This window comes from Pseudomonas sp. AE27 (assembly GCF_037113495.1).
Lineage (GTDB): Bacteria > Pseudomonadota > Gammaproteobacteria > Pseudomonadales > Pseudomonadaceae > Aquipseudomonas > Aquipseudomonas palmensis.
Genome location: NZ_CP146966.1, coordinates 5,324,852 through 5,349,453 on the forward strand (window position 1 = coordinate 5,324,852; position 24,602 = coordinate 5,349,453).

At 56.5% G+C, this 24,602-nt stretch carries 14 protein-coding genes, 6 tRNA genes and 3 rRNA genes; 22 read left to right on the forward strand and 1 reads right to left on the reverse strand.

Annotated elements, in window-relative coordinates; all coding sequences use genetic code 11:
- Positions 1-3: 3 nt before the first annotated feature.
- Positions 4-1,416: a peptidoglycan DD-metalloendopeptidase family protein gene (locus V9K84_RS24390; protein WP_043859836.1), complete on the reverse strand. Its 1,413-nt coding sequence runs from the start codon at positions 1,414-1,416 to the stop codon at positions 4-6.
- A 210-nt stretch (positions 1,417-1,626) separates the two neighbouring features.
- On the opposite strand from V9K84_RS24390, the gene tyrS reads away from it, so the two are divergent.
- From tyrS to rpoC, 22 genes are all read left to right on the forward strand, one after another.
- On the forward strand, positions 1,627-2,826 hold the full coding sequence (gene tyrS, locus V9K84_RS24395; protein WP_088514310.1) for a tyrosine--tRNA ligase: 1,200 nt from the start codon (positions 1,627-1,629) through the stop codon (positions 2,824-2,826).
- A gap of 558 nt (positions 2,827-3,384) precedes the next feature.
- Positions 3,385-4,921 (forward strand): 16S ribosomal RNA (locus tag V9K84_RS24400).
- An 84-nt stretch (positions 4,922-5,005) separates the two neighbouring features.
- Positions 5,006-5,082: transfer RNA gene (locus tag V9K84_RS24405), tRNA-Ile, on the forward strand.
- A 7-nt stretch (positions 5,083-5,089) separates the two neighbouring features.
- Positions 5,090-5,165, forward strand: a tRNA-Ala gene (locus V9K84_RS24410).
- A gap of 224 nt (positions 5,166-5,389) precedes the next feature.
- Positions 5,390-8,279, forward strand: a 23S ribosomal RNA gene (locus V9K84_RS24415).
- 138 nt (positions 8,280-8,417) lie between these two features.
- Positions 8,418-8,533, forward strand: a 5S ribosomal RNA gene (gene rrf, locus V9K84_RS24420).
- The 16S, 23S and 5S rRNA genes sit together here with 2 tRNA genes alongside, the layout of an rRNA operon.
- A 168-nt stretch (positions 8,534-8,701) precedes the next feature.
- Positions 8,702-9,661: a bifunctional biotin--[acetyl-CoA-carboxylase] ligase/biotin operon repressor BirA gene (birA, locus tag V9K84_RS24425; RefSeq protein WP_043861944.1), complete on the forward strand. Its 960-nt coding sequence runs from the start codon at positions 8,702-8,704 to the stop codon at positions 9,659-9,661.
- Positions 9,651-10,397: a pantothenate kinase gene (locus V9K84_RS24430; protein ID WP_043861943.1), complete on the forward strand. Its 747-nt coding sequence runs from the start codon at positions 9,651-9,653 to the stop codon at positions 10,395-10,397. The genes birA and V9K84_RS24430 overlap by 11 nt, the downstream gene beginning before the upstream one ends.
- 7 nt (positions 10,398-10,404) lie before the next feature.
- Positions 10,405-10,827, forward strand: coding sequence for a hypothetical protein (locus tag V9K84_RS24435; protein WP_043861942.1), 423 nt, complete (start codon positions 10,405-10,407; stop codon positions 10,825-10,827).
- A 143-nt stretch (positions 10,828-10,970) separates the two neighbouring features.
- Positions 10,971-11,055: transfer RNA gene (locus tag V9K84_RS24440), tRNA-Tyr, on the forward strand.
- A gap of 23 nt (positions 11,056-11,078) precedes the next feature.
- Positions 11,079-11,152: transfer RNA gene (locus tag V9K84_RS24445), tRNA-Gly, on the forward strand.
- 26 nt (positions 11,153-11,178) lie between these two features.
- Positions 11,179-11,254, forward strand: a tRNA-Thr gene (locus V9K84_RS24450).
- A gap of 85 nt (positions 11,255-11,339) precedes the next feature.
- Complete coding sequence (gene tuf, locus V9K84_RS24455) at positions 11,340-12,533, forward strand: elongation factor Tu (RefSeq protein ID WP_100634181.1); 1,194 nt, start codon at positions 11,340-11,342, stop codon at positions 12,531-12,533.
- Positions 12,534-12,586: 53 nt separating this feature from the next.
- Positions 12,587-12,662: transfer RNA gene (locus V9K84_RS24460), tRNA-Trp, on the forward strand.
- A gap of 45 nt (positions 12,663-12,707) precedes the next feature.
- Positions 12,708-13,076 carry a preprotein translocase subunit SecE gene (gene secE / locus V9K84_RS24465; RefSeq protein WP_058540796.1) on the forward strand — a complete coding sequence of 123 codons (369 nt, stop codon included), beginning with the start codon at positions 12,708-12,710 and terminating at the stop codon, positions 13,074-13,076.
- Between the two features lie 9 nt (positions 13,077-13,085).
- Positions 13,086-13,619, forward strand: a complete 534-nt coding sequence (nusG, locus tag V9K84_RS24470; protein WP_043861939.1) for a transcription termination/antitermination protein NusG — start codon at positions 13,086-13,088, stop codon at positions 13,617-13,619.
- Between the two features lie 119 nt (positions 13,620-13,738).
- Positions 13,739-14,170: a 50S ribosomal protein L11 gene (rplK, locus tag V9K84_RS24475; RefSeq protein WP_028944937.1), complete on the forward strand. Its 432-nt coding sequence runs from the start codon at positions 13,739-13,741 to the stop codon at positions 14,168-14,170.
- Positions 14,170-14,865 (forward strand): 50S ribosomal protein L1, encoded by a 696-nt coding sequence (gene rplA, locus V9K84_RS24480; protein ID WP_043861938.1) that lies wholly within the window; start codon positions 14,170-14,172, stop codon positions 14,863-14,865. Before rplK ends, rplA begins: the two co-directional genes overlap by 1 nt.
- A 200-nt stretch (positions 14,866-15,065) precedes the next feature.
- Positions 15,066-15,566 carry a 50S ribosomal protein L10 gene (gene rplJ, locus V9K84_RS24485; RefSeq protein WP_043861937.1) on the forward strand — a complete coding sequence of 167 codons (501 nt, stop codon included), beginning with the start codon at positions 15,066-15,068 and terminating at the stop codon, positions 15,564-15,566.
- Between the two features lie 78 nt (positions 15,567-15,644).
- Complete coding sequence (rplL, locus tag V9K84_RS24490) at positions 15,645-16,010, forward strand: 50S ribosomal protein L7/L12 (protein WP_043861936.1); 366 nt, start codon at positions 15,645-15,647, stop codon at positions 16,008-16,010.
- A 219-nt stretch (positions 16,011-16,229) separates the two neighbouring features.
- On the forward strand, positions 16,230-20,303 hold the full coding sequence (gene rpoB, locus V9K84_RS24495) for a DNA-directed RNA polymerase subunit beta (RefSeq protein WP_043861935.1): 4,074 nt from the start codon (positions 16,230-16,232) through the stop codon (positions 20,301-20,303).
- A 64-nt stretch (positions 20,304-20,367) separates the two neighbouring features.
- Positions 20,368-24,567, forward strand: coding sequence for a DNA-directed RNA polymerase subunit beta' (gene rpoC / locus V9K84_RS24500; protein WP_054916698.1), 4,200 nt, complete (start codon positions 20,368-20,370; stop codon positions 24,565-24,567).
- Positions 24,568-24,602 lie beyond the last annotated feature (35 nt).

Sequence of the window (24,602 nt, forward strand, 5' to 3'; positions counted from 1 at the left end):
GGCTTAGCGCTTGGCCGAGGCCAGCATGGTGGCCTTCTCTTGTTCCATGCGCGCCATCAGCGGCTGGCTTTGCTGCAGGAAGCGCTGGCGTTCAGCCTTGGCGATCGGATCGGCCATTGGCAGCTTCTGTCCGAGCGGGTCGACGTGCACGCCATTGACCTGGAACTCGTAGTGCAGGTGCGGCCCGGTGGACAGCCCCGTGGTGCCGATGTAGCCGATCACCTGGCCCTGCTTGACCGTGCCGCCGGTCTTGATGCCCTTGGCAAAGCCCTGCATGTGCCCGTACAGGGTCTGGTAGGTATTGCCGTGCTTGATGATCACGGTGTTGCCGTAGCCTCCGCGGCGACCTGCCAGCAGTACCTTGCCGTCACCGGCGGCCTTGATCGGCGTGCCGCGCGGCGCTGCATAGTCGACGCCCTTGTGGGCGCGGATCTTGTTCAGGATAGGGTGCTTGCGACCTGCCGAGAAGCGCGAGCTGATGCGGGCGAAGTCCACCGGGGTACGAATGAACGCCTTGCGCATGCTATTGCCGTCGGCGGTGTAGTAGCTGGTATTGCCCTGCTTGTTGGTATAGCGCACCGCAGTGAAGCTCTTGCCGCGGTTGGTGAAGCGTGCCGACAGGATGTTGCCGTTGCCGACCACCTTGCCATTGACCACTTTCTGTTCGTAGATCACGTCGAATTCGTCACCCTGGCGGATGTCCTGGGCGAAGTCGATGTCGTAGCCGAAGATGCGGGCCATGTCCATGGTCAGCGAATGGTTCAGGCCGGCACGCTGCGCGGAAGCCGACAGCGAACTCTTGATGACGCCGTGCACGTAGGCCGAGCGAACCACTGGCTTGGTGATTTCACGGTTGAAGGCATAGCCCTTGTCGCCCTTGGTCAGGCGGATGGTCTCAAGATCGCTGACCTTGCTATGCAGGCTGGCCAGTTGGCCGTCCTTGTCCAGTTCGATTTCCAGTACCTGGCCATGCTTGAGCTGGCTGAATTGCTTGGCCTGCTTGTTGCTGGCAAGCACCTCGTGCACCACATTGGCCGGCAGGCCGACCTTGGCGAACAGTGTCGACAGGGTGTCGCCACGGGCCACGGTGACTTCGCGGTGGCTTGGATCCTTGGCGGGTTCGGCAGTTGGGGTGGGTTCGGTCTTGGCGGTTTCTTCGGTGGGCGCGGGGGCAGTGTCAATCTGGGCGAACGGCGAGGCGGTGGTTTCTTCGCGGACGTCGGCCTGGGTGGTTTCCTGTTGCTTCAGCTGCTCGGCAGGGGATTCCAGCTCGAGGTTAAGGGTGGTTTTCTTGGCTTCGACCTCGCTGGAGGGGAACACCAGCAAGGCCAGGCTGAGCAGGGCGGCGATACCGCTGGCGGCCAACAGGTGGCTCTTCGGATAAAGCGGAGGCGCTTTAGTCGGTTCGTTGGTCATAGGTAGATTGACTTTGAAAAAGATGGATTGGAAAAGATGAATGACATGATGAAGATGAAATAACTGTATAAAATATAACCAAATCCCCTTCAGCGCAAGCGCGCAGACGTCATCAGTCGGGTGTGCGGTCACATCCGGGGCAAAAACTTGTATTTGATGGCTGATCTTGTATGGTTGGGGCCCTTTGAATCTGAGCCTTGCGGGTCTGTTATGAAGTCGGTTGAAGAGCAGCTAGCGCTGATCAAGCGTGGTGCGGAAGAGGTACTGGTCGAGGCCGAACTGGTCGAGAAGCTCAAGCGCGGGCAACCGCTGCGGATCAAGGCGGGTTTCGACCCGACTGCGCCGGATCTGCACCTGGGGCACACCGTCCTTATTAACAAGCTGCGCCAGTTCCAGGAACTGGGGCATCAGGTGATCTTCCTGATCGGCGACTTCACCGGCATGATCGGTGACCCGAGCGGCAAGAGCGCAACACGCCCGCCGTTGACCCGCGAGCAGGTGCTGGAGAACGCCGAGACCTACAAGCAGCAGGTGTTCAAGATTCTTGATCCGGCCAAGACCGAGGTTGCGTTCAACTCTACCTGGATGGATGCGCTGACCCCGGCCGACTTCATTCGCCTGGCTTCACAGTACACTGTGGCGCGCATGCTCGAGCGCGACGACTTCGACAAGCGCTATACCAGCAATCAGCCGATCGCGATTCACGAGTTCCTCTACCCGCTTGTGCAGGGCTATGACTCGGTGGCGCTGAAGGCCGATGTCGAGCTGGGCGGTACCGACCAGAAGTTCAACCTGCTGATGGGGCGCGAGCTGCAGCGTGGCTACGGCCAGGAGGCGCAGAACATCGTCACCATGCCGTTGCTCGAAGGGCTGGATGGCGTGAAGAAGATGTCCAAGTCGCTGGGTAACTATGTAGGTATCCATGAAGCACCAGGGGTGATGTACAGCAAGCTGGTGTCGATCCCTGATACGTTGATGTGGCGTTACTTCGAGCTGCTGAGCTTTCGCTCCATGGAAGAGATCGATGGGTTCCGTGCTGAAGTGGCTGCTGGTGCCAACCCGCGGGATATCAAGATCAAGCTGGCTGAAGAGATCGTGGCCCGCTTCCATGGTGAGGAGGCTGCGGCCAATGCCCACCGCGCAGCGGGTAATCGCATGAAGGATGGCGAGCTGCCGGAGGACCTGCCGCAGATCGACGTGCTGGCTGCCGAGGCCATGCCGATTTCTGCTGTGCTGAACAAGGCGGGCCTGGTCAAGAACTCGGCGGCAGCCCGTGATCTGCTGGCGGCAGGAAGCGTGAAGGTCGATGGTGAGGTCGTTGATCGTGGCTTCGTCTTCGAGCTGGGCTCCACTCATGTGTGTCAGGCGGGCAAGAAGGCGTTTGCACGTATCAGTCTGAAGGCTGAATAAAGAGAGGGCGGCGTAAGCCGCCCTTCCTATATAGAGAAGGGCTGGTTTGCTTTGTTTTGCGAAAGTTTCAAATTAGCCCTTGACGCACGATTTAATCTCTCTATAATTCGCCCCACTTCCGGCGCAGTCGGAACGAAAAACTCCTTGAATATCAATGAGTTGGATGTTTCAGGTCAGGCTGGAGGTGCTTCGATTGAAAGATCGGCAGCGGTGAAAAAGGTGGTTGACAGCAGGTTGTAACGCTGTAGAATTCGCCTCCCGCTACGAGAGATCGAAGCGAGTCAAGTGTTTGAAGTGAAACGAAAAACTTCAAAATAAACGCTTGACAGACTCTGAGGAAAGCGTAGAATGCGCGCCTCGGTTGAGACGAAAAGTTCTTGACCAACCGCTCTTTAACAATTGAATCAAGCAATTCGTGTGGGTGCTTGTGAGCTCAGACTGATAGTCAGAAAGATTATCAGCATCACAAGTGAATGCACGAAAATCGAAAGATTTGAAAGTAAGTCATTTGAGAATGCTGAGCCAAGTTTAGGGTTTTCTCAAAACCCAAGCAGTATTGAACTGAAGAGTTTGATCATGGCTCAGATTGAACGCTGGCGGCAGGCCTAACACATGCAAGTCGAGCGGATGAGAAGAGCTTGCTCTTCGATTCAGCGGCGGACGGGTGAGTAATACCTAGGAATCTGCCTGGTAGTGGGGGACAACGTTTCGAAAGGAACGCTAATACCGCATACGTCCTACGGGAGAAAGCAGGGGACCTTCGGGCCTTGCGCTATCAGATGAGCCTAGGTCGGATTAGCTAGTTGGTGAGGTAATGGCTCACCAAGGCTACGATCCGTAACTGGTCTGAGAGGATGATCAGTCACACTGGAACTGAGACACGGTCCAGACTCCTACGGGAGGCAGCAGTGGGGAATATTGGACAATGGGCGAAAGCCTGATCCAGCCATGCCGCGTGTGTGAAGAAGGTCTTCGGATTGTAAAGCACTTTAAGTTGGGAGGAAGGGCAGTAAGCGAATACCTTGCTGTTTTGACGTTACCGACAGAATAAGCACCGGCTAACTCTGTGCCAGCAGCCGCGGTAATACAGAGGGTGCAAGCGTTAATCGGAATTACTGGGCGTAAAGCGCGCGTAGGTGGTTCGTTAAGTTGGATGTGAAATCCCCGGGCTCAACCTGGGAACTGCATCCAAAACTGGCGAGCTAGAGTAGGGCAGAGGGTGGTGGAATTTCCTGTGTAGCGGTGAAATGCGTAGATATAGGAAGGAACACCAGTGGCGAAGGCGACCACCTGGGCTCATACTGACACTGAGGTGCGAAAGCGTGGGGAGCAAACAGGATTAGATACCCTGGTAGTCCACGCCGTAAACGATGTCAACTAGCCGTTGGAATCCTTGAGATTTTAGTGGCGCAGCTAACGCATTAAGTTGACCGCCTGGGGAGTACGGCCGCAAGGTTAAAACTCAAATGAATTGACGGGGGCCCGCACAAGCGGTGGAGCATGTGGTTTAATTCGAAGCAACGCGAAGAACCTTACCAGGCCTTGACATCCAATGAACTTTCCAGAGATGGATTGGTGCCTTCGGGAACATTGAGACAGGTGCTGCATGGCTGTCGTCAGCTCGTGTCGTGAGATGTTGGGTTAAGTCCCGTAACGAGCGCAACCCTTGTCCTTAGTTACCAGCACGTTATGGTGGGCACTCTAAGGAGACTGCCGGTGACAAACCGGAGGAAGGTGGGGATGACGTCAAGTCATCATGGCCCTTACGGCCTGGGCTACACACGTGCTACAATGGTCGGTACAGAGGGTCGCCAAGCCGCGAGGTGGAGCTAATCTCACAAAACCGATCGTAGTCCGGATCGCAGTCTGCAACTCGACTGCGTGAAGTCGGAATCGCTAGTAATCGCGAATCAGAATGTCGCGGTGAATACGTTCCCGGGCCTTGTACACACCGCCCGTCACACCATGGGAGTGGGTTGCACCAGAAGTAGCTAGTCTAACCTTCGGGAGGACGGTTACCACGGTGTGATTCATGACTGGGGTGAAGTCGTAACAAGGTAGCCGTAGGGGAACCTGCGGCTGGATCACCTCCTTAATCGACGACATCAGCTGTCTCATAAGCTCCCACACGAATTGCTTGATTCATTGAAGAAGACGATTAGGTTAGCAACCTTCGATTGGGTCTGTAGCTCAGTTGGTTAGAGCGCACCCCTGATAAGGGTGAGGTCGGCAGTTCGAATCTGCCCAGACCCACCAATTTGCTGGGGCCATAGCTCAGCTGGGAGAGCGCCTGCCTTGCACGCAGGAGGTCAGCGGTTCGATCCCGCTTGGCTCCACCACCCCGCTTGCTAATTTGTCAAAGCTTAGAAATGAATATTCGCGTCGAATATTGATTTCTGAACTTTATCAGAATCGTTCTTTAAAAATTTGGGTATGTGATAGAAAGATAGACTGGACAGCACTTTCACTGGTGTGTGTTCAGGCTAAGGTAAAATTTGTGAGTAATTACAAGTTTTCGGCGAATGTTGTCTTCACAGTATAACCAGATTGCTTGGGGTTATATGGTCAAGTGAAGAAGCGCATACGGTGGATGCCTTGGCAGTCAGAGGCGATGAAAGACGTGGTAGCCTGCGATAAGCTTCGGGGAGTCGGCAAACAGACTTTGATCCGGAGATCTCTGAATGGGGGAACCCACCTGGCATAAGTCAGGTATCTTGTACTGAATACATAGGTGCAAGAGGCGAACCAGGGGAACTGAAACATCTAAGTACCCTGAGGAAAAGAAATCAACCGAGATTCCCTTAGTAGTGGCGAGCGAACGGGGACTAGCCCTTAAGTGGCTTTGAGATTAGCGGAACGCTCTGGAAAGTGCGGCCATAGTGGGTGATAGCCCTGTACGCGAAAATCTCTTAGTCATGAAATCGAGTAGGACGGAGCACGAGAAACTTTGTCTGAATATGGGGGGACCATCCTCCAAGGCTAAATACTACTGACTGACCGATAGTGAACCAGTACCGTGAGGGAAAGGCGAAAAGAACCCCGGAGAGGGGAGTGAAATAGATCCTGAAACCGTATGCGTACAAGCAGTGGGAGCCTACTTGTTAGGTGACTGCGTACCTTTTGTATAATGGGTCAGCGACTTATATTCAGTGGCGAGCTTAACCGAATAGGGGAGGCGTAGCGAAAGCGAGTCTTAATAGGGCGTTTAGTCGCTGGGTATAGACCCGAAACCGGGCGATCTATCCATGGGCAGGTTGAAGGTTAGGTAACACTGACTGGAGGACCGAACCGACTACCGTTGAAAAGTTAGCGGATGACCTGTGGATCGGAGTGAAAGGCTAATCAAGCTCGGAGATAGCTGGTTCTCCTCGAAAGCTATTTAGGTAGCGCCTCATGTATCACTGTAGGGGGTAGAGCACTGTTTCGGCTAGGGGGTCATCCCGACTTACCAAACCGATGCAAACTCCGAATACCTACAAGTGCCGAGCATGGGAGACACACGGCGGGTGCTAACGTCCGTCGTGAAAAGGGAAACAACCCAGACCGTCAGCTAAGGTCCCAAAGTTATGGTTAAGTGGGAAACGATGTGGGAAGGCTTAGACAGCTAGGAGGTTGGCTTAGAAGCAGCCACCCTTTAAAGAAAGCGTAATAGCTCACTAGTCGAGTCGGCCTGCGCGGAAGATGTAACGGGGCTCAAACCATACACCGAAGCTACGGGTATCACTTAGGTGATGCGGTAGAGGAGCGTTCTGTAAGCCTGTGAAGGTGAGTTGAGAAGCTTGCTGGAGGTATCAGAAGTGCGAATGCTGACATGAGTAACGACAATGGGAGTGAAAAACTCCCACGCCGAAAGACCAAGGTTTCCTGCGCAACGTTAATCGACGCAGGGTTAGTCGGTCCCTAAGGCGAGGCTGAAAAGCGTAGTCGATGGAAAACAGGTTAATATTCCTGTACTTCTGGTTATTGCGATGGAGGGACGGAGAAGGCTAGGCCAGCTTGGCGTTGGTTGTCCAAGTTTAAGGTGGTAGGCTGAGATCTTAGGTAAATCCGGGATCTTAAGGCCGAGAGCTGATGACGAGTTGCCATTAGGCGACGAAGTGGTTGATGCCATGCTTCCAAGAAAAGCTTCTAAGCTTCAGGTAACCAGGAACCGTACCCCAAACCGACACAGGTGGTTGGGTAGAGAATACCAAGGCGCTTGAGAGAACTCGGGTGAAGGAACTAGGCAAAATGGCACCGTAACTTCGGGAGAAGGTGCGCCGGTGAGGGTGAAGGACTTGCTCCGTAAGCTCATGCCGGTCGAAGATACCAGGCCGCTGCGACTGTTTATTAAAAACACAGCACTCTGCAAACACGAAAGTGGACGTATAGGGTGTGACGCCTGCCCGGTGCCGGAAGGTTAATTGATGGGGTTAGCTAACGCGAAGCTCTTGATCGAAGCCCCGGTAAACGGCGGCCGTAACTATAACGGTCCTAAGGTAGCGAAATTCCTTGTCGGGTAAGTTCCGACCTGCACGAATGGCGTAACGATGGCGGCGCTGTCTCCACCCGAGACTCAGTGAAATTGAAATCGCTGTGAAGATGCAGTGTATCCGCGGCTAGACGGAAAGACCCCGTGAACCTTTACTATAGCTTTGCACTGGACTTTGAATTTGCTTGTGTAGGATAGGTGGGAGGCTTTGAAGCGTGGACGCCAGTCTGCGTGGAGCCATCCTTGAAATACCACCCTGGCAACTTTGAGGTTCTAACTCAGGTCCGTTATCCGGATCGAGGACAGTGTATGGTGGGTAGTTTGACTGGGGCGGTCTCCTCCTAAAGAGTAACGGAGGAGTACGAAGGTGCGCTCAGACCGGTCGGAAATCGGTCGTAGAGTATAAAGGCAAAAGCGCGCTTGACTGCGAGACAGACACGTCGAGCAGGTACGAAAGTAGGTCTTAGTGATCCGGTGGTTCTGTATGGAAGGGCCATCGCTCAACGGATAAAAGGTACTCCGGGGATAACAGGCTGATACCGCCCAAGAGTTCATATCGACGGCGGTGTTTGGCACCTCGATGTCGGCTCATCACATCCTGGGGCTGAAGCCGGTCCCAAGGGTATGGCTGTTCGCCATTTAAAGTGGTACGCGAGCTGGGTTTAGAACGTCGTGAGACAGTTCGGTCCCTATCTGCCGTGGACGTTTGAGATTTGAGAGGGGCTGCTCCTAGTACGAGAGGACCGGAGTGGACGAACCTCTGGTGTTCCGGTTGTCACGCCAGTGGCATTGCCGGGTAGCTATGTTCGGAAGAGATAACCGCTGAAAGCATCTAAGCGGGAAACTTGCCTCAAGATGAGATCTCACTGGAGCCTTGAGCTCCCTGAAGGGCCGTCGAAGACTACGACGTTGATAGGTTGGGTGTGTAAGCGCTGTGAGGCGTTGAGCTAACCAATACTAATTGCCCGTGAGGCTTGACCATATAACACCCAAGCAATTTGCGTCGAACGACCAGATTGCGGTGTTGTGAAGACACAGTAAGCCGAAGATTTGTACCTCACAAACATCACATACCCGATTCGCTGGAGTGTCTGAACAAGACCTTCTGGCAACAGAATTTCTTGACGACCATAGAGCATTGGAACCACCTGATCCCATCCCGAACTCAGTAGTGAAACGATGCATCGCCGATGGTAGTGTGGGGTTTCCCCATGTGAGAGTAGGTCATCGTCAAGATTAAATTCCGAAACCCCTATCTGCATCTGCAGGTAGGGGTTTTGTCTTTGTGGGCCGAAAAAAGCTGCGATCACGCAGCTATTTCTCCGTAAGGACGCGTCCTACAACAGGTATGCAATCCTTCAGCGCATAGCTATCATGCGTGCCTCATTGTGAGTCGAGATTGGCATGCTGAAGTTGTTGAAACTCCTCAAGGATGGTCGATTCCATTCCGGCGAGGCCTTGGGTGCTGCCCTGGGCATCAGCCGCAGCGCCGTGTGGAAGCAATTGCAGCATCTCGAGGCTGAATTGAGTCTGCCGGTGTACAAGGTGCGAGGGCGGGGCTACAGATTGGCTGCGCCCTTGTCGCTGTTGGACGTCAGCGCCATCGAGAGTGCCGGTACAGGCCGGCTCTGGCCAATGCACATCCATGAAGAGATTGACTCGACAAATGCCGAAGCGTTGCGCGCGATCAGTGCCGGCCGCCAGGCACCCTTTCTGGTTCTGGCTGAGCATCAGAGCGCAGGGCGCGGTCGCCGTGGCAGAAACTGGTCAAGCCCCTTTGCGCAGAATCTCTATTACAGCCTGGTGCTGCGTATCGACGGTGGCATGCGGCAACTGGAAGGCCTGAGCCTTGTGGTGGGTTTGGCGGTCATGCGTACCCTTCAGTCCGTCGGAGTGAATGCAGCGGGCTTGAAGTGGCCAAATGATGTGCTGGCCAACGGTCGCAAGATCGCAGGTATTCTTCTTGAGCTTGTGGGGGATCCCGCTGATGTCTGTCATGTGGTGCTGGGTATTGGTGTGAACGTGAATATGCAGACCAACAGCGAGGTCGATCAGGCATGGACATCCGTCCGGCTCGAGACAGGGCAGCAGGTTGATCGCAACCAGCTGGTTGCGCTGCTCAATGAGAATCTGCAGGTTTACCTGGAGCGACATCGTCAGTCGGGTTTTACCGACTTGCAGGCGGAGTGGGAGCAAGGGCACCTGTGGCAGGGGTGTGCAGTATCGTTGATAGCCGGCGTCACCAGGGTCGACGGCGTTGTGCTCGGTATCGATCGTCAGGGCGCGCTGCGTCTTCAGGTCGAAGGTGTTGAGAAGAGCTTTAGTGGTGGTGAGCTCAGTTTGAGGTTACGCGATGATTCTTGAGCTCGATTGCGGTAACAGTTTTATCAAGTGGCGGGTTATCCGCACCGACGCATCGGTTGTTGGCGGCGGCATCGTCGATACCAACCAGGCGCTGATCGAGGCTGTTGAGGCGCTTGCGGGCGATACCCCGGCCCGTTGCCGCCTGGTCAGTGTACGTACAGAAGAAGAGACCGATCATCTTGGTGATGCCCTGGTGAAGGCGTTCGGGCTGTCGATAGTGCGCGCGCGCTCGGCAACTGCATTGGCCGGGGTTACCAATGGCTATGACGATTACGAGCGTCTTGGGCTCGATCGGTGGCTGGCTTTGCTCGGCGGGTACCATCTGGCCAGAAGGGCATGCGTGGTCATCGATCTGGGGACTGCTGTCACATCGGATTTCGTATCGGCGCAGGGGGAACACCTCGGAGGTTTCATCTGCCCTGGGATGCCATTGATGCGCAATCAATTGCGTACCCATACCCGGCGTATCCGCTATGACGACGAGTCCGCCGAGCGTGCATTGTCGAGTCTGCAGCCTGGGCGCTCTACCGTCGAGGCGGTAGAGCGTGGCTGTACGCTCATGCTGCATGGATTTGTGTTGACTCAGCTCGAGCAGGCGCGCTCATTGTGGGGTGAGGATTTTACCCTGTTCATTACCGGTGGCGACGCAGGACTGTTGCACCAGGTGGTACCGCAAGCCCGAATCGTTCCCGACCTGGTGTTCGTAGGCCTGGCGATGGCCTGTCCGCTGGAGTGAGGTGTGTATGCGCTGGTTGTTTCTGTTATTGCTGGTCCTCAATGTCGTCTACTACGTCTGGCACCAGCAGGAGGCACCGTTGAGGGCGAAAGAGGTGACATCGCTGTCGCTCTACAAGGGAAGTCAGCAGGGTATTCGTCTACTCAGCGAGTCTCGCGAGGCGCCATCGCAGAAGGACGATGAGTGTCTCTACCTTGGGGCATTGGCTAGCCCCGAGCTACTGAATAGCCTTCGTCAGCGTCTGATCAGCCTGGATATCCGGGCGCGCAAGGTAGTGGGGAGGCTGCCCGACAGTCAGGGGTGGTGGCTGCAGATAGCGCCTGAAAGCCGTCGCTTGCTGGACGCAACGGTGCTCGCCGGACTTTCCCATGATTTCAAAGACTTAAAAGATAAAATAATGTTGTGCGAAGGCGTTGCAACTATCGAATAGTTTGCATAGAATGGCGCCCGCTCCACAGCGATGACCACTAGGTGGTAACGCAGTGAAGCAGTTGTCGAAGTAGCTAACCTCAAGATTTTAATGAGAAAAAGCTTGACAGCAGGACGGCAAGAGTAGAAAATGCCGGCCACATTGGAGGGGTTCCCGAGCGGCCAAAGGGATCAGACTGTAAATCTGACGTCTACGACTTCGAAGGTTCGAATCCTTCTCCCTCCACCAGTTTAGCGAGAGCTGCAAGCTCCGCGGGTATAGTTTAGTGGTAGAACCTCAGCCTTCCAAGCTGATGATGCGGGTTCGATTCCCGCTACCCGCTCCAGGTTTGCTGTTGTTGCACAGTGTTACGCTCTTGTAGCTCAGTTGGTAGAGCACACCCTTGGTAAGGGTGAGGTCAGCGGTTCAAATCCGCTCAAGAGCTCCATATGACAAGGCAGATATGAAAATATCTGCCTTTGTTTTAATGGTCGGTTTGATCTGCTTATTACTTCTACCGGGGGACAGTCTCGATGGCTAAGGAAAAGTTCGAACGTAACAAGCCGCACGTGAACGTCGGCACCATTGGTCACGTTGACCATGGTAAGACGACGTTGACCGCCGCGCTGACTCGCGTTTGCTCCGAGGTTTTCGGTTCTGCCAAGGTTGACTTCGACAAGATCGACAGCGCCCCGGAAGAAAAAGCACGTGGCATCACCATCAATACTGCGCACGTCGAGTATGACTCGAACATTCGTCACTATGCGCACGTTGACTGCCCGGGTCACGCCGACTATGTAAAAAACATGATTACCGGTGCTGCTCAGATGGATGGCGCTATCCTGGTTTGCTCGGCCGCTGATGGTCCGATGCCGCAAACCCGTGAGCACATCCTGCTGTCCCGTCAGGTTGGCGTTCCGTACATCGTGGTCTTCCTGAACAAGGCTGACCTGGTAGACGACGCTGAGCTGCTGGAGCTGGTCGAGATGGAAGTTCGCGACCTGCTGTCCACCTATGATTTCCCAGGCGACGATACCCCGATCATCATTGGTTCGGCTCGTATGGCGCTGGAAGGCAAAGACGATAACGAAATGGGCACCACCGCTGTCAAGCGTCTGGTCGAAACCCTGGATAGCTACATCCCAGAGCCCGAGCGCGCTATCGACAAGCCGTTCCTGATGCCAATCGAAGACGTATTCTCGATCTCGGGTCGTGGTACCGTTGTTACCGGTCGTATCGAGCGTGGCATCGTCCGCGTTCAAGACGCCCTGGAAATCGTTGGTCTGCGTGACACCACCACCACCACCTGCACCGGTGTTGAGATGTTCCGCAAGCTGCTGGACGAAGGTCGTGCTGGCGAGAACTGCGGCGTGCTGCTGCGCGGCACCAAGCGTGACGACGTTGAGCGTGGCCAGGTTCTGGTCAAGCCAGGTTCGGTCAAGCCGCACACCAAGTTCACCGCAGAAGTCTATGTTCTGAGCAAGGAAGAGGGCGGCCGTCACACTCCGTTCTTCAAAGGCTACCGTCCACAGTTCTACTTCCGTACTACTGACGTGACTGGTAACTGCGAGCTGCCAGAAGGCGTTGAAATGGTAATGCCAGGTGACAACATCCAGATGACTGTCACTCTGATCAAGACCATCGCGATGGAAGACGGTCTGCGCTTCGCTATCCGTGAAGGCGGTCGTACCGTCGGTGCGGGTGTGGTAGCAAAGGTTATTGAATAAGTAGTTGATTTCTCTCGATCAGGCCGGCATAATGGTCGGCCTGATAAGCTTTTAGGTCAGTAGCTCAATTGGCAGAGCGACGGTCTCCAAAACCGTAGGTTGGGGGTTCGATTCCCTCCTGACCTGCCAGATTCACCTTGTGTGTCTGGCTTTCTTTTCACAGGATCCTCCTAGATGACTCCCAAGTCTGAAGCCCAAGACTCTCGTTTTGATCTGCTCAAGTGGCTGGCTGTTGTCGCTTTGGTGGTGGTAGGCGTGGTCGGAAATCAATATTACTCCGCTTCGCCGATTCTGTATCGCGTTATTGCACTCCTCGCTCTTGCTGCTGTTGCTGGCTTTGTTGCCTTGCAGACTGCAAAGGGCAAGTCGTTCTTTGCGCTGGCAAAGGAAGCTCGCACCGAGATTCGTAAAGTCGTATGGCCAACCCGCCAAGAGACCATGCAGACCACCCTTATTGTGGTGGCTGTTGTCCTGGTCATGGCGCTGCTGTTGTGGGGGCTCGATTCCCTGCTCGGCTGGTTGATTTCCTTGATTGTTGGCTAAGGGTGTCCTGTGGCTAAGCGTTGGTATGTTGTGCATGCTTACTCGGGTTACGAGAAGCATGTGATGCGCTCGCTCATCGAGCGCGTAAAGCTGGCTGGCATGGAAGATGGCTTCGGCGAGATTCTGGTCCCCACTGAAGAAGTGGTTGAAATGCGCAATGGCCAGAAGCGCAAAAGCGAGCGTAAGTTCTTCCCGGGCTACGTGCTGGTTCAGATGGACATGAACGAAGGGACTTGGCACTTGGTCAAGGACACCCCTCGCGTCATGGGCTTCATTGGTGGTACCGCAGACAAGCCTGCACCCATCACCGATAAAGAAGCCGAGGCCATTCTGCGTCGCGTTGCCGATGGCAGCGACAAGCCGAAGCCGAAAACGCTGTTCGAGCCAGGTGAAGTGGTTCGTGTTGTAGACGGTCCGTTTGCTGATTTCAACGGCACGGTCGAAGAGGTTAACTACGAGAAGAGCCGGCTCCAGGTAGCGGTGCTCATCTTTGGTCGCTCTACTCCGGTGGAGCTTGAGTTCAGCCAGGTCGAAAAGGTCTAGCAGAACGACGCATCCCATACCCCGCAGCCCTATGTGCTGCGGGGTTTTGTCGTCACTGGGATAAAACGCAAGTAATCCGGGGAGCCATCTGGCGCTTGTACCCGATATTGGAGTAGCTCATGGCTAAGAAGATTCAGGCTTACATCAAGCTGCAAGTAAAGGCCGGCCAGGCCAACCCAAGTCCACCCGTCGGCCCAGCACTGGGTCAACACGGTGTGAACATCATGGAATTCTGCAAGGCCTTCAACGCCCGTACCCAGGGTCAAGAAGCCGGCCTGCCGACTCCTGTGATCATCACTGTATACAGTGACCGTAGCTTCACTTTCGAAACCAAAAGCACCCCTGCTTCGGTTCTGCTGAAGAAAGCAGCTGGCCTGACCAGCGGTTCTGCGCGTCCGAACACCGTCAAAGTCGGTACTGTGACCCGTGCTCAGCTGGAAGAGATCGCAAAAACCAAAAATGCTGATCTGACCGCTGCTGACATGGAAGCGGCCGTGCGTACCATCGCCGGTTCCGCTCGCAGCATGGGCCTCAACGTGGAGGGTGTGTAATGGCTAAGCTGACCAAGCGCCAAAAGGCTATCGCTTCGAAAATCGAAGCGGGCAAAGTCTACAACTTCGAAGAAGCAGCAGTGCTGCTGGCCGAACTGTCTACCGTGAAGTTCAGCGAGTCCTTCGACGTAGCCGTTAACCTGGGCGTTGACCCACGTAAATCCGACCAGGTCGTTCGTAGCGCTACCGTGCTGCCACACGGCACTGGCAAGACCGTACGTGTTGCCGTGTTCACCCAGGGTCCAGCTGCCGAGGCCGCTCTGGCTGCCGGCGCTGACCGTGTAGGCATGGACGATCTGGCTGCCGAAATGAAAGGCGGCGACCTGAACTATGACGTCGTTATTGCCTCCCCGGACGCAATGCGTGTTGTAGGTCAGCTGGGTCAGGTTCTGGGTCCTCGCGGCCTGATGCCTAACCCTAAAGTTGGCACCGTAACTCCAGACGTAGCCACCGCGGTCAAAAACGCCAAGGCTGGTCAGGTTCGCTACCGTACCGACAAAAACGGCATTATCCACACTTCCGTTGGCAAGATCGGCTTTGAAGCCGTCAAGCTGAAGGAAAACGTTGAAGCCCTGATCGCTGATCTGAAGCGTATCAAGCCAGCTTCCTCGAAAGGTATCTACGTCAAGCGCGTTACCCTGAGCACCACCATGGGCCCAGGTCTGGTAATCGATCAAGGTTCCCTGAACGCGTAAGACCGCGATGGGCGCGAGCAATTGCGCCCGTCAGCAAAAATTGGGGTCCCTGCCTGGCGGGGGCTATCCAAGACCGTAGGCGGCGCAAGCCTTAAACCTCAAGCCTACGCAGATGGTGCCCCTGATTCCTTACCGAGTCAGACACCAAAACGACATTCGGCTTCGGCTGGATGAAACGGTAACAAGCAGGAGTTTTACCCGTGGCAATTAAACTCGAAGACAAGAAGGCCATCGTCGCTGAAGTCAACGAGGCTGCCAAAGTCGCTCTGTCCGCTGTCGTGGCTGATGCCCGTGGTGTGACTGTAGGCGCAATGACCGGACTCCGTAAAGAGGCTCGTGAAGCTGGCGTTTACGTACGTGTTGTACGTAACACCCTGCTCAAGCGCGCTGTTGCCGACACTGAATTCAGTGTCCTCAACGACGTGTTCACCGGCCCTACCCTGATCGCGTTCTCCAACGAACACCCGGGCGCTGCTGCCCGTCTGTTCGCTGAGTTCGCCAAGGGTCAGAGCAAGTTCGAGATCAAGGCAGCTGCGTTCGACGGCAAGTTCCTTGCCGCAAACCAGATCGACGTGTTGGCTTCCCTGCCGACCCGCGACGAGGCCATTGCGAAGCTGATGAGCGTGATCCAAGGCGCGACCAGCAAGCTGGCTCGTACTCTGGCAGCCGTTCGCGACCAGAAAGAAGCTGCTGCTGCCTAAGGCACCGCAAGCCCTTTCGAAATCATACGTTTAATTTGATGGCTGCGTAGGCTGTCACCCCAATACAGGATTTAAGTCATGTCTCTGACTAACGAGCAAATCATCGAAGCAATCGGCCAGAAAACCGTTCTGGAAGTTGTTGAGCTGATCAAAGCAATGGAAGAAACCTTCGGCGTTACCGCTGCTGTTGCCGCTGCTGGCCCAGCTGCTGCCGCTGCCGTTGTTGAAGAGCAAACCGAGTTCAACGTTGTTCTGGTTGCCGCTGGCGACAAGAAAGTAAACGTGATCAAGGCTGTTCGTGAACTGACCGGCCTGGGCCTGAAAGAAGCCAAGGAAAAGGTTGATACCGCTCCTCAAGTCGTTGCTGAAGGCGTTTCGAAAGAAGCCGCTGACAAAGCCAAGGCTGACCTGGAAGCAGCAGGCGCTACCGTCGAACTGAAGTAATTTCGACTGTGCGTCTCCAGCCCGAGCGACAAGCGAAAGGCTGATGGCTGGTGGCTTTTGCCACCGGCCTTTTTCCGTTATTGGCAGCCGATCAGGTCGGCGCCGATGACGAGCGGTAACCACCGATGACGGTGGCGCAAACCATGGGGTTTGCACGATTTTCTGGCTGCTCCCGTCGGGAGAAGCCAAACAAGCAGGTGACCAAGCTGGGGAACGCTGATGGCTTACTCATACACTGAGAAAAAACGTATCCGCAAGGACTTTAGCAAGTTGCCGGACGTCATGGATGTGCCTTACCTCCTGGCCATCCAGCTGGATTCGTATCGTGAATTCTTGCAGGCGGGAGCGACTAAAGATCAGTTCCGCGACGTGGGCCTGCATGCGGCCTTCAAATCGGTTTTCCCGATCATCAGCTACTCCGGCAATGCTGCCCTGGAGTACGTTGGCTATCGTCTGGGCGAACCGGCCTTTGATGTCAAAGAATGCGTACTGCGCGGGGTAACCTACGCGGTACCGCTGCGCGTGAAAGTCCGCCTGATCATTTTCGACAAAGAATCGTCGAACAAAGCGATCAAGGACATCAAAGAGCAAGAAGTCTACATGGGTGAAATCCCCCTGATGACTGAAAACGGTACCTTCGTAATCAACGGTACCGAGCGTGTTATCGTTTCCCAGCTGCACCGCTCGCCAGGCGTGTTCTTCGACCACGACCGTGGCAAGACGCACAGCTCGGGCAAGCTGCTGTACTCGGCGCGGATCATTCCTTACCGCGGCTCGTGGCTGGACTTCGAATTCGATCCGAAAGACTGTGTATTCGTCCGTATCGACCGTCGTCGCAAGCTGCCGGCTTCCGTACTGCTGCGCGCGCTGGGCTACACCACCGAAGAAGTGCTGAACGCGTTCTACACCACCAACGTATTCCACGTGGCGGGCGAAAAGCTCAGCCTGGAACTGGTGCCACAACGCCTGCGTGGTGAAATCGCGGTCATGGACATCCATGACGACAGCGGCAAGGTGATTGTCGAGCAGGGTCGTCGTATTACCGCTCGCCACATCAACCAGCTGGAAAAGGCTGGTGTCAAATCCCTGGACGTGCCGCTGGAATACGTTCTGGGCCGCACCACCGCCAAGGCGATCGTGCACCCGGCTACCGGTGAAATCCTGGCCGAATGCAACACCGAGCTGACCACCGAAGCACTGGTGAAGATCGCCAAGGCTCAGGTCGTTCGCATCGAGACCCTGTACACCAACGACATCGACTGCGGTCCGTTCATCTCGGATACCCTGAAGATCGACTCCACCAGCAACCAACTGGAAGCGCTGGTCGAGATCTATCGCATGATGCGTCCTGGCGAGCCGCCAACCAAGGATGCCGCAGAGACCCTGTTCAACAACCTGTTCTTCAGCGCCGAGCGTTACGACCTGTCGGCTGTTGGTCGCATGAAGTTCAACCGTCGTATCGGTCGTACCGAGATCGAAGGTTCGGGCGTGCTGAGCAAGGAAGATATCGTCGAGGTCCTCAAGACCCTGGTCGACATCCGTAACGGCAAAGGCATCGTCGACGACATCGACCACCTGGGTAACCGTCGCGTGCGCTGTGTCGGCGAAATGGCCGAGAACCAGTTCCGCGTTGGCCTGGTGCGTGTAGAGCGCGCGGTCAAAGAGCGTCTGTCCATGGCTGAAAGCGAAGGCCTGATGCCGCAAGACCTGATCAACGCCAAGCCGGTAGCGGCGGCGGTGAAGGAGTTCTTCGGTTCGAGCCAGCTGTCCCAGTTCATGGACCAGAACAACCCGCTGTCCGAGATCACCCACAAGCGTCGTGTCTCGGCACTCGGCCCTGGTGGTCTGACCCGTGAGCGCGCAGGCTTCGAAGTCCGTGACGTACACCCGACCCACTACGGCCGCGTGTGCCCGATCGAGACCCCTGAAGGTCCGAACATCGGTCTGATCAACTCCCTGGCGGCCTATGCCCGCACCAACCAGTACGGCTTCCTTGAGAGCCCGTACCGCGTGGTGAAAGAGGGTGTGGTTACCGACGACATCGTGTTCCTGTCGGCGATCGAAGAAGCTGATCACGTCATCGCACAGGCTTCGGCCACGATGGACGCGAAGAAGCAACTGATCGACGAACTGGTAGCGGTCCGTCACCTGAACGAATTCACCGTCAAGGCGCCGGAAGACGTCACCCTGATGGACGTTTCGCCAAAGCAGGTAGTTTCTGTTGCCGCATCGTTGATTCCGTTCCTCGAGCACGACGACGCCAACCGTGCGTTGATGGGTTCGAACATGCAGCGTCAGGCTGTACCGACTCTGCGCGCCGACAAACCGCTGGTAGGTACCGGCATGGAGCGCAACGTTGCGCGTGACTCCGGCGTTTGCGTCGTGGCTCGTCGTGGCGGTGTGATCGATTCCGTCGACGCCAGCCGTATCGTGGTGCGTGTTGCAGATGACGAAGTTGAAACCGGCGAAGCTGGTGTCGATATCTACAACCTGACCAAGTACACCCGCTCGAACCAGAACACCTGCATCAACCAGCGTCCGCTGGTGAGCAAGGGTGATGTGGTTCAGCGTAGCGACATCATGGCCGACGGCCCGTCCACCGACATGGGTGAGCTGGCTCTGGGTCAGAACATGCGCATCGCGTTCATGGCGTGGAACGGCTTCAACTTCGAAGACTCCATCTGCCTGTCCGAGCGTGTGGTTCAGGAAGATCGCTTCACCACGATCCACATCCAGGAACTGACCTGTGTGGCCCGTGACACCAAGCTTGGCCCAGAGGAAATCACCGCGGACATCCCGAACGTGGGTGAGGCTGCGCTGAACAAGCTGGACGAAGCCGGTATCGTCTACGTGGGTGCTGAAGTCGGCGCTGGCGACATTCTGGTCGGCAAGGTCACGCCAAAAGGCGAGACCCAGCTGACGCCAGAAGAAAAACTGCTGCGTGCGATCTTCGGCGAGAAGGCCAGCGACGTCAAAGACACCTCCCTGCGTGTGCCGACCGGCACCAAGGGTACTGTCATCGACGTACAGGTCTTCACTCGCGATGGCGTCGAGCGCGACAGCCGTGCGCTGTCCATCGAGAAGATGCAGCTGGACGAGATCCGCAAGGACCTGAACGAAGAGTTCCGCATCGTTGAAGGCGCAACCTTCGAACGTCTGCGCAGCGCCCTGAACGGTCAGGTCGTCGAAGGTGGTGCCGGCCTGAAGAAAGGTTCGGTCATCTCCAACGAAGTGCTGGACGGTCTGGAGCACGGCCAGTGGTTCAAACTGCGCATGGCCGAAGATGCGCTGAACGAGCAACTCGAGAAGGCCCAGGCCTACATCGTTGATCGTCGCCGTCTGCTGGACGACAAGTTCGAAGACAAGAAGCGCAAGCTGCAGCAGGGCGATGACCTGGCACCGGGCGTACTGAAGATCGTCAAGGTCTACCTGGCAATCCGTCGTCGCATCCAGCCGGGCGACAAGATGGCCGGTCGTCACGGTAACAAGGGTGTGGTCTCCGTGATCATGCCGGTCGAAGATATGCCGCACGACGCCAACGGTACGCCGGTGGACGTGGTACTCAACCCGTTGGGTGTACCTTCGCGTATGAACGTCGGCCAGATCCTCGAAACCCACCTGGGCCTGGCGGCCAAGGGCCTGGGCGAGAAGATCAACCGCATGCTCGAAGAGCAGCGCAAGGTCATCGAGCTGCGCAAGTTCCTCACCGAGATCTACAACGAGATCGGTGGTCGTCAGGAAAGCCTGGAAGACTTCTCCGACCAGGAAATCCTCGACCTGGCGAAGAACCTCAAAGGCGGTGTGCCAATGGCCACTCCAGTCTTCGACGGTGCCAAGGAAAGCGAAATCAAGGCCATGCTGAAACTGGCAGACATGCCGGAAAGCGGTCAGATGCAGCTGTTCGACGGTCGTACCGGCAACAAGTTCGAGCGTCCAGTGACCGTTGGTTACATGTACATGCTCAAGCTGAACCACTTGGTGGACGACAAGATGCACGCGCGTTCCACTGGTTCTTACAGCCTGGTTACCCAGCAGCCGCTGGGTGGTAAGGCGCAGTTCGGTGGTCAGCGTTTCGGGGAGATGGAAGTGTGGGCGCTGGAAGCATACGGCGCGGCATACACCCTGCAAGAAATGCTCACAGTGAAGTCGGACGATGTGAACGGTCGGACCAAGATGTACAAGAACATCGTGGACGGCGATCACCGTATGGAGCCGGGCATGCCCGAGTCCTTCAACGTGTTGATCAAAGAGATTCGTTCGCTCGGTATCGATATCGATCTGGAAACCGAATAACACGTGACGCGAATCGGGAGCGCGGCTGAAAAGCCCGCTCCCTGCTCCGCCAGGAGGAAAGGCCTTGAAAGACCTACTGAATTTGCTGAAAAACCAGGGTCAAGTCGAAGAGTTCGACGCCATCCGTATCGGATTGGCCTCGCCTGAGATGATCCGTTCGTGGTCGTTCGGTGAAGTAAAAAAGCCGGAAACCATCAACTACCGTACGTTCAAGCCTGAGCGTGACGGCCTGTTCTGCGCCAAGATCTTTGGCCCAGTCAAGGACTACGAGTGCCTGTGCGGCAAGTACAAGCGCCTGAAGCACCGTGGCGTGATCTGCGAGAAGTGCGGTGTTGAAGTCGCGCTGGCAAAAGTTCGTCGTGAGCGCATGGCGCACATCGAGCTGGCCTCGCCTGTTGCCCACATCTGGTTCCTGAAGTCGCTGCCGTCGCGTATCGGCCTGCTGATGGACATGACCCTGCGTGATATCGAACGCGTTCTCTATTTCGAGAGCTATGTCGTTATCGACCCGGGCATGACCACCCTGGAAAAAGGCCAGCTGCTGAACGACGAGCAGTACTTCGAGGCGCTGGAAGAGTTCGGCGATGACTTCGACGCCCGCATGGGTGCCGAGGCCGTCCGCGAACTGCTGCACGCTATCGACCTGGAACACGAGATTGGCCGCCTGCGCGAAGAGATTCCGCAGACCAACTCGGAAACCAAGATCAAGAAGCTGTCCAAGCGACTGAAGCTGATGGAGGCCTTCCAGGGCTCGGGCAACCTGCCTGAGTGGATGGTCCTGACCGTTCTGCCGGTTCTGCCGCCAGACCTGCGTCCACTGGTTCCGCTGGATGGCGGTCGTTTCGCGACCTCCGACCTGAACGACCTGTACCGTCGGGTGATCAACCGTAACAACCGTCTGAAGCGCCTGCTCGACCTGTCTGCGCCTGACATCATCGTGCGCAACGAAAAGCGCATGCTGCAGGAAGCGGTCGACGCACTGCTCGACAACGGCCGTCGCGGCCGCGCCATCACCGGCTCGAACAAGCGTCCTCTGAAATCCCTGGCCGACATGATCAAGGGTAAGCAAGGTCGTTTCCGTCAGAACCTGCTCGGTAAGCGCGTTGACTACTCGGGTCGTTCGGTAATTACCGTAGGTCCGACCCTGCGTCTGCACCAGTGCGGTCTGCCGAAGAAAATGGCCCTCGAGCTGTTCAAGCCGTTCATTTTCGGCAAGCTGGAAATGCGTGGTCTGGCGACCACCATCAAGGCCGCCAAGAAGATGGTCGAGCGCGAGTTGCCAGAGGTGTGGGACGTTCTTGCCGAAGTGATTCGCGAACACCCCGTACTGCTCAACCGTGCACCGACCCTTCACCGTCTGGGTATCCAGGCGTTCGAGCCGGTACTGATCGAAGGCAAGGCCATCCAGCTGCACCCGCTGGTCTGTGCCGCGTACAACGCCGACTTCGACGGTGACCAGATGGCCGTGCACGTGCCGCTGACGCTGGAAGCCCAGCTCGAAGCGCGCGCGCTGATGATGTCGACCAACAACATCCTGTCGCCAGCCAACGGTGAGCCGATCATCGTTCCTTCGCAGGACGTTGTACTGGGTCTGTACTACATGACCCGCGAAGCCATCAATGCCAAGGGCGAAGGTCGCGTATTCGCCGACCTGCAGGAAGTCGACCGCGTATTCCGCGCCGGCGAAGCGGCCCTGCACGCCAAGATCAAGGTTCGTATCAACGAAACCGTGAACGATCGTGATGGCGGCAGCGTCAAGAACACCCGCATCGTCGACACCACTGTCGGCCGTGCACTGCTGTTCCAGGTTGTACCGCCAGGTCTGTCGTACGACGTGGTCAACCAGCCGATGAAGAAAAAGGCGATCTCCAAGCTGATCAACCAGTGCTACCGCGTGGTTGGTCTGAAAGAGACCGTCATCTTCGCTGACCAGCTGATGTACACCGGTTTTGCCTACTCGACCATCTCCGGCGTTTCCATCGGTGTTAACGACTTCGTTATCCCGGATGAAAAAGCCCGCATCATCGGTGCTGCCACCGACGAAGTGAAAGAGATCGAGAGCCAGTACGCCTCCGGCCTGGTAACCCAGGGCGAGAAGTACAACAAGGTCATCGACCTGTGGTCCAAGGCGAACGACGAAGTGTCCAAGGCGATGATGGCCAACCTCTCGAAAGAGAAGGTCATCGACCGCGAAGGCAACGAAGTCGAGCAGGAGTCCTTCAACTCGATGTACATGATGGCTGACTCCGGTGCCCGGGGTTCGGCAGCTCAGATTCGTCAGTTGGCCGGTATGCGTGGTCTGATGGCCAAGCCGGACGGCTCGATCATCGAGACGCCGATCACCGCGAACTTCCGCGAAGGTCTGAGCGTACTGCAGTACTTCATCTCGACTCACGGTGCGCGTAAGGGTCTTGCGGATACCGCGTTGAAAACCGCGAACTCCGGTTACCTGACCCGTCGTCTGGTAGACGTGGCGCAGGATCTGGTGGTTACCGAGATCGACTGTGGCACCGAGCAGGGTCTGGTCATGACCCCGCACATCGAAGGCGGCGACGTTGTAGAGCCGCTGGGTGAGCGCGTACTGGGTCGTGTAATCGCCCGTGACGTGTTCAAGCCTGGCACTGACGACGTCATCGTTCCGGCCGGTACCCTGGTCGACGAGAAGTGGGTCGAGTTCATCGAGCTGAACAGCATCGACGAAGTGATCGTGCGTTCGCCGATCAGCTGCGAAACCCGCTACGGCATCTGCGCCAAGTGCTACGGTCGCGACCTGGCTCGCGGTCACCAGGTGAACATCGGTGAAGCTGTCGGCGTTATCGCTGCACAGTCGATCGGTGAGCCGGGTACCCAGCTGACCATGCGTACGTTCCACATCGGTGGTGCTGCAAGCCGTACCTCGGCTGCCGACAGCGTCCAGGTGAAGAACGGCGGTATGGTTCGTCTGCACAACCTCAAGCAGGTTGAGCGTGCCGACGGCAACCTGGTTGCCGTATCGCGTTCCGGCGAGTTGGCGATTGCCGACGAGTTCGGTCGTGAGCGCGAGCGTTACAAGCTGCCTTACGGCGCCGTGATTTCGGTGAAGGAAGGCGACAAGGTCGACGCTGGCGCCATCGTCGCCAAGTGGGACCCGCATACCCACCCGATCGTTACCGAAATGAAAGGTACCGTGACCTTCGTGGGCATGGAAGAAGGCATCACGATCAAGCGTCAGACCGACGAATTGACCGGCCTGACCAACATCGAGGTTCTGGACGTCAAAGACCGTCCGGCTGCAGGCAAGGAAATTCGTCCTGCAATCAAGATGGTCGACGCCAGCGGCAAGGATCTGCTGTTGCCAGGTACCGACGTACCGGCTCAGTACTTCCTGCCAGCCAACGCCCTGGTCGGTGTGGCTGACGGTGCACAGATCGGTGTTGGTGACGTTATCGCGCGTATCCCGCAAGAAACGTCCAAGACCCGTGACATCACCGGTGGTCTGCCGCGCGTTGCCGACCTGTTCGAAGCGCGCCGTCCGAAAGAAGCCTCGATTCTGGCTGAAGTCAGCGGTACCATCGCCTTCGGTAAAGAGACCAAGGGCAAGCGCCGTCTGGTCATCACCCCGAACGATGGCAGCGATCCGTACGAAGAGCTGATTCCGAAGTGGCGTCACCTGAACGTCTTCGAAGGCGAACAAGTGAACCGCGGCGAAGTCATCTCGGACGGTCCTAGCGATCCGCACGACATCCTGCGTCTGCTGGGTGTTAGCGCGCTGGCCAAGTACATCGTCAACGAGATCCAGGACGTTTACCGTCTGCAAGGCGTGAAGATCAACGACAAGCACATCGAGACCATCCTGCGTCAGATGCTGCGTAAGGTCGAGATTGCCGAGTCGGGTGACTCCAGCTTCATCAAGGGCGACCAGATGGAACTGACCCAGGTACTGGTAGAGAACGAGCGCCTTGGCGCGGAAGACAAGTTTGTCTCCAAGTTCACTCGTGTACTGCTTGGTATCACCAAGGCCTCGCTGTCCACCGAATCGTTCATCTCGGCGGCTTCCTTCCAGGAAACCACCCGCGTACTGACCGAAGCGGCGGTAACCGGCAAGCGCGACTACCTGCGCGGCCTGAAAGAAAACGTGGTCGTGGGTCGTCTGATCCCGGCCGGTACCGGTCTGGCCTACCACAGCGAGCGCAAGCGTCGCCGTGATGCCGACAAGCCGTTGCGTGTTAGCGCCAGTGAAGTGGAAGCTGCACTGACCGAAGCGCTGAACTCCAGCGGCAACTAAAGCGTAGGGCCCTGGCGGCCCTCACCCGATCTTCG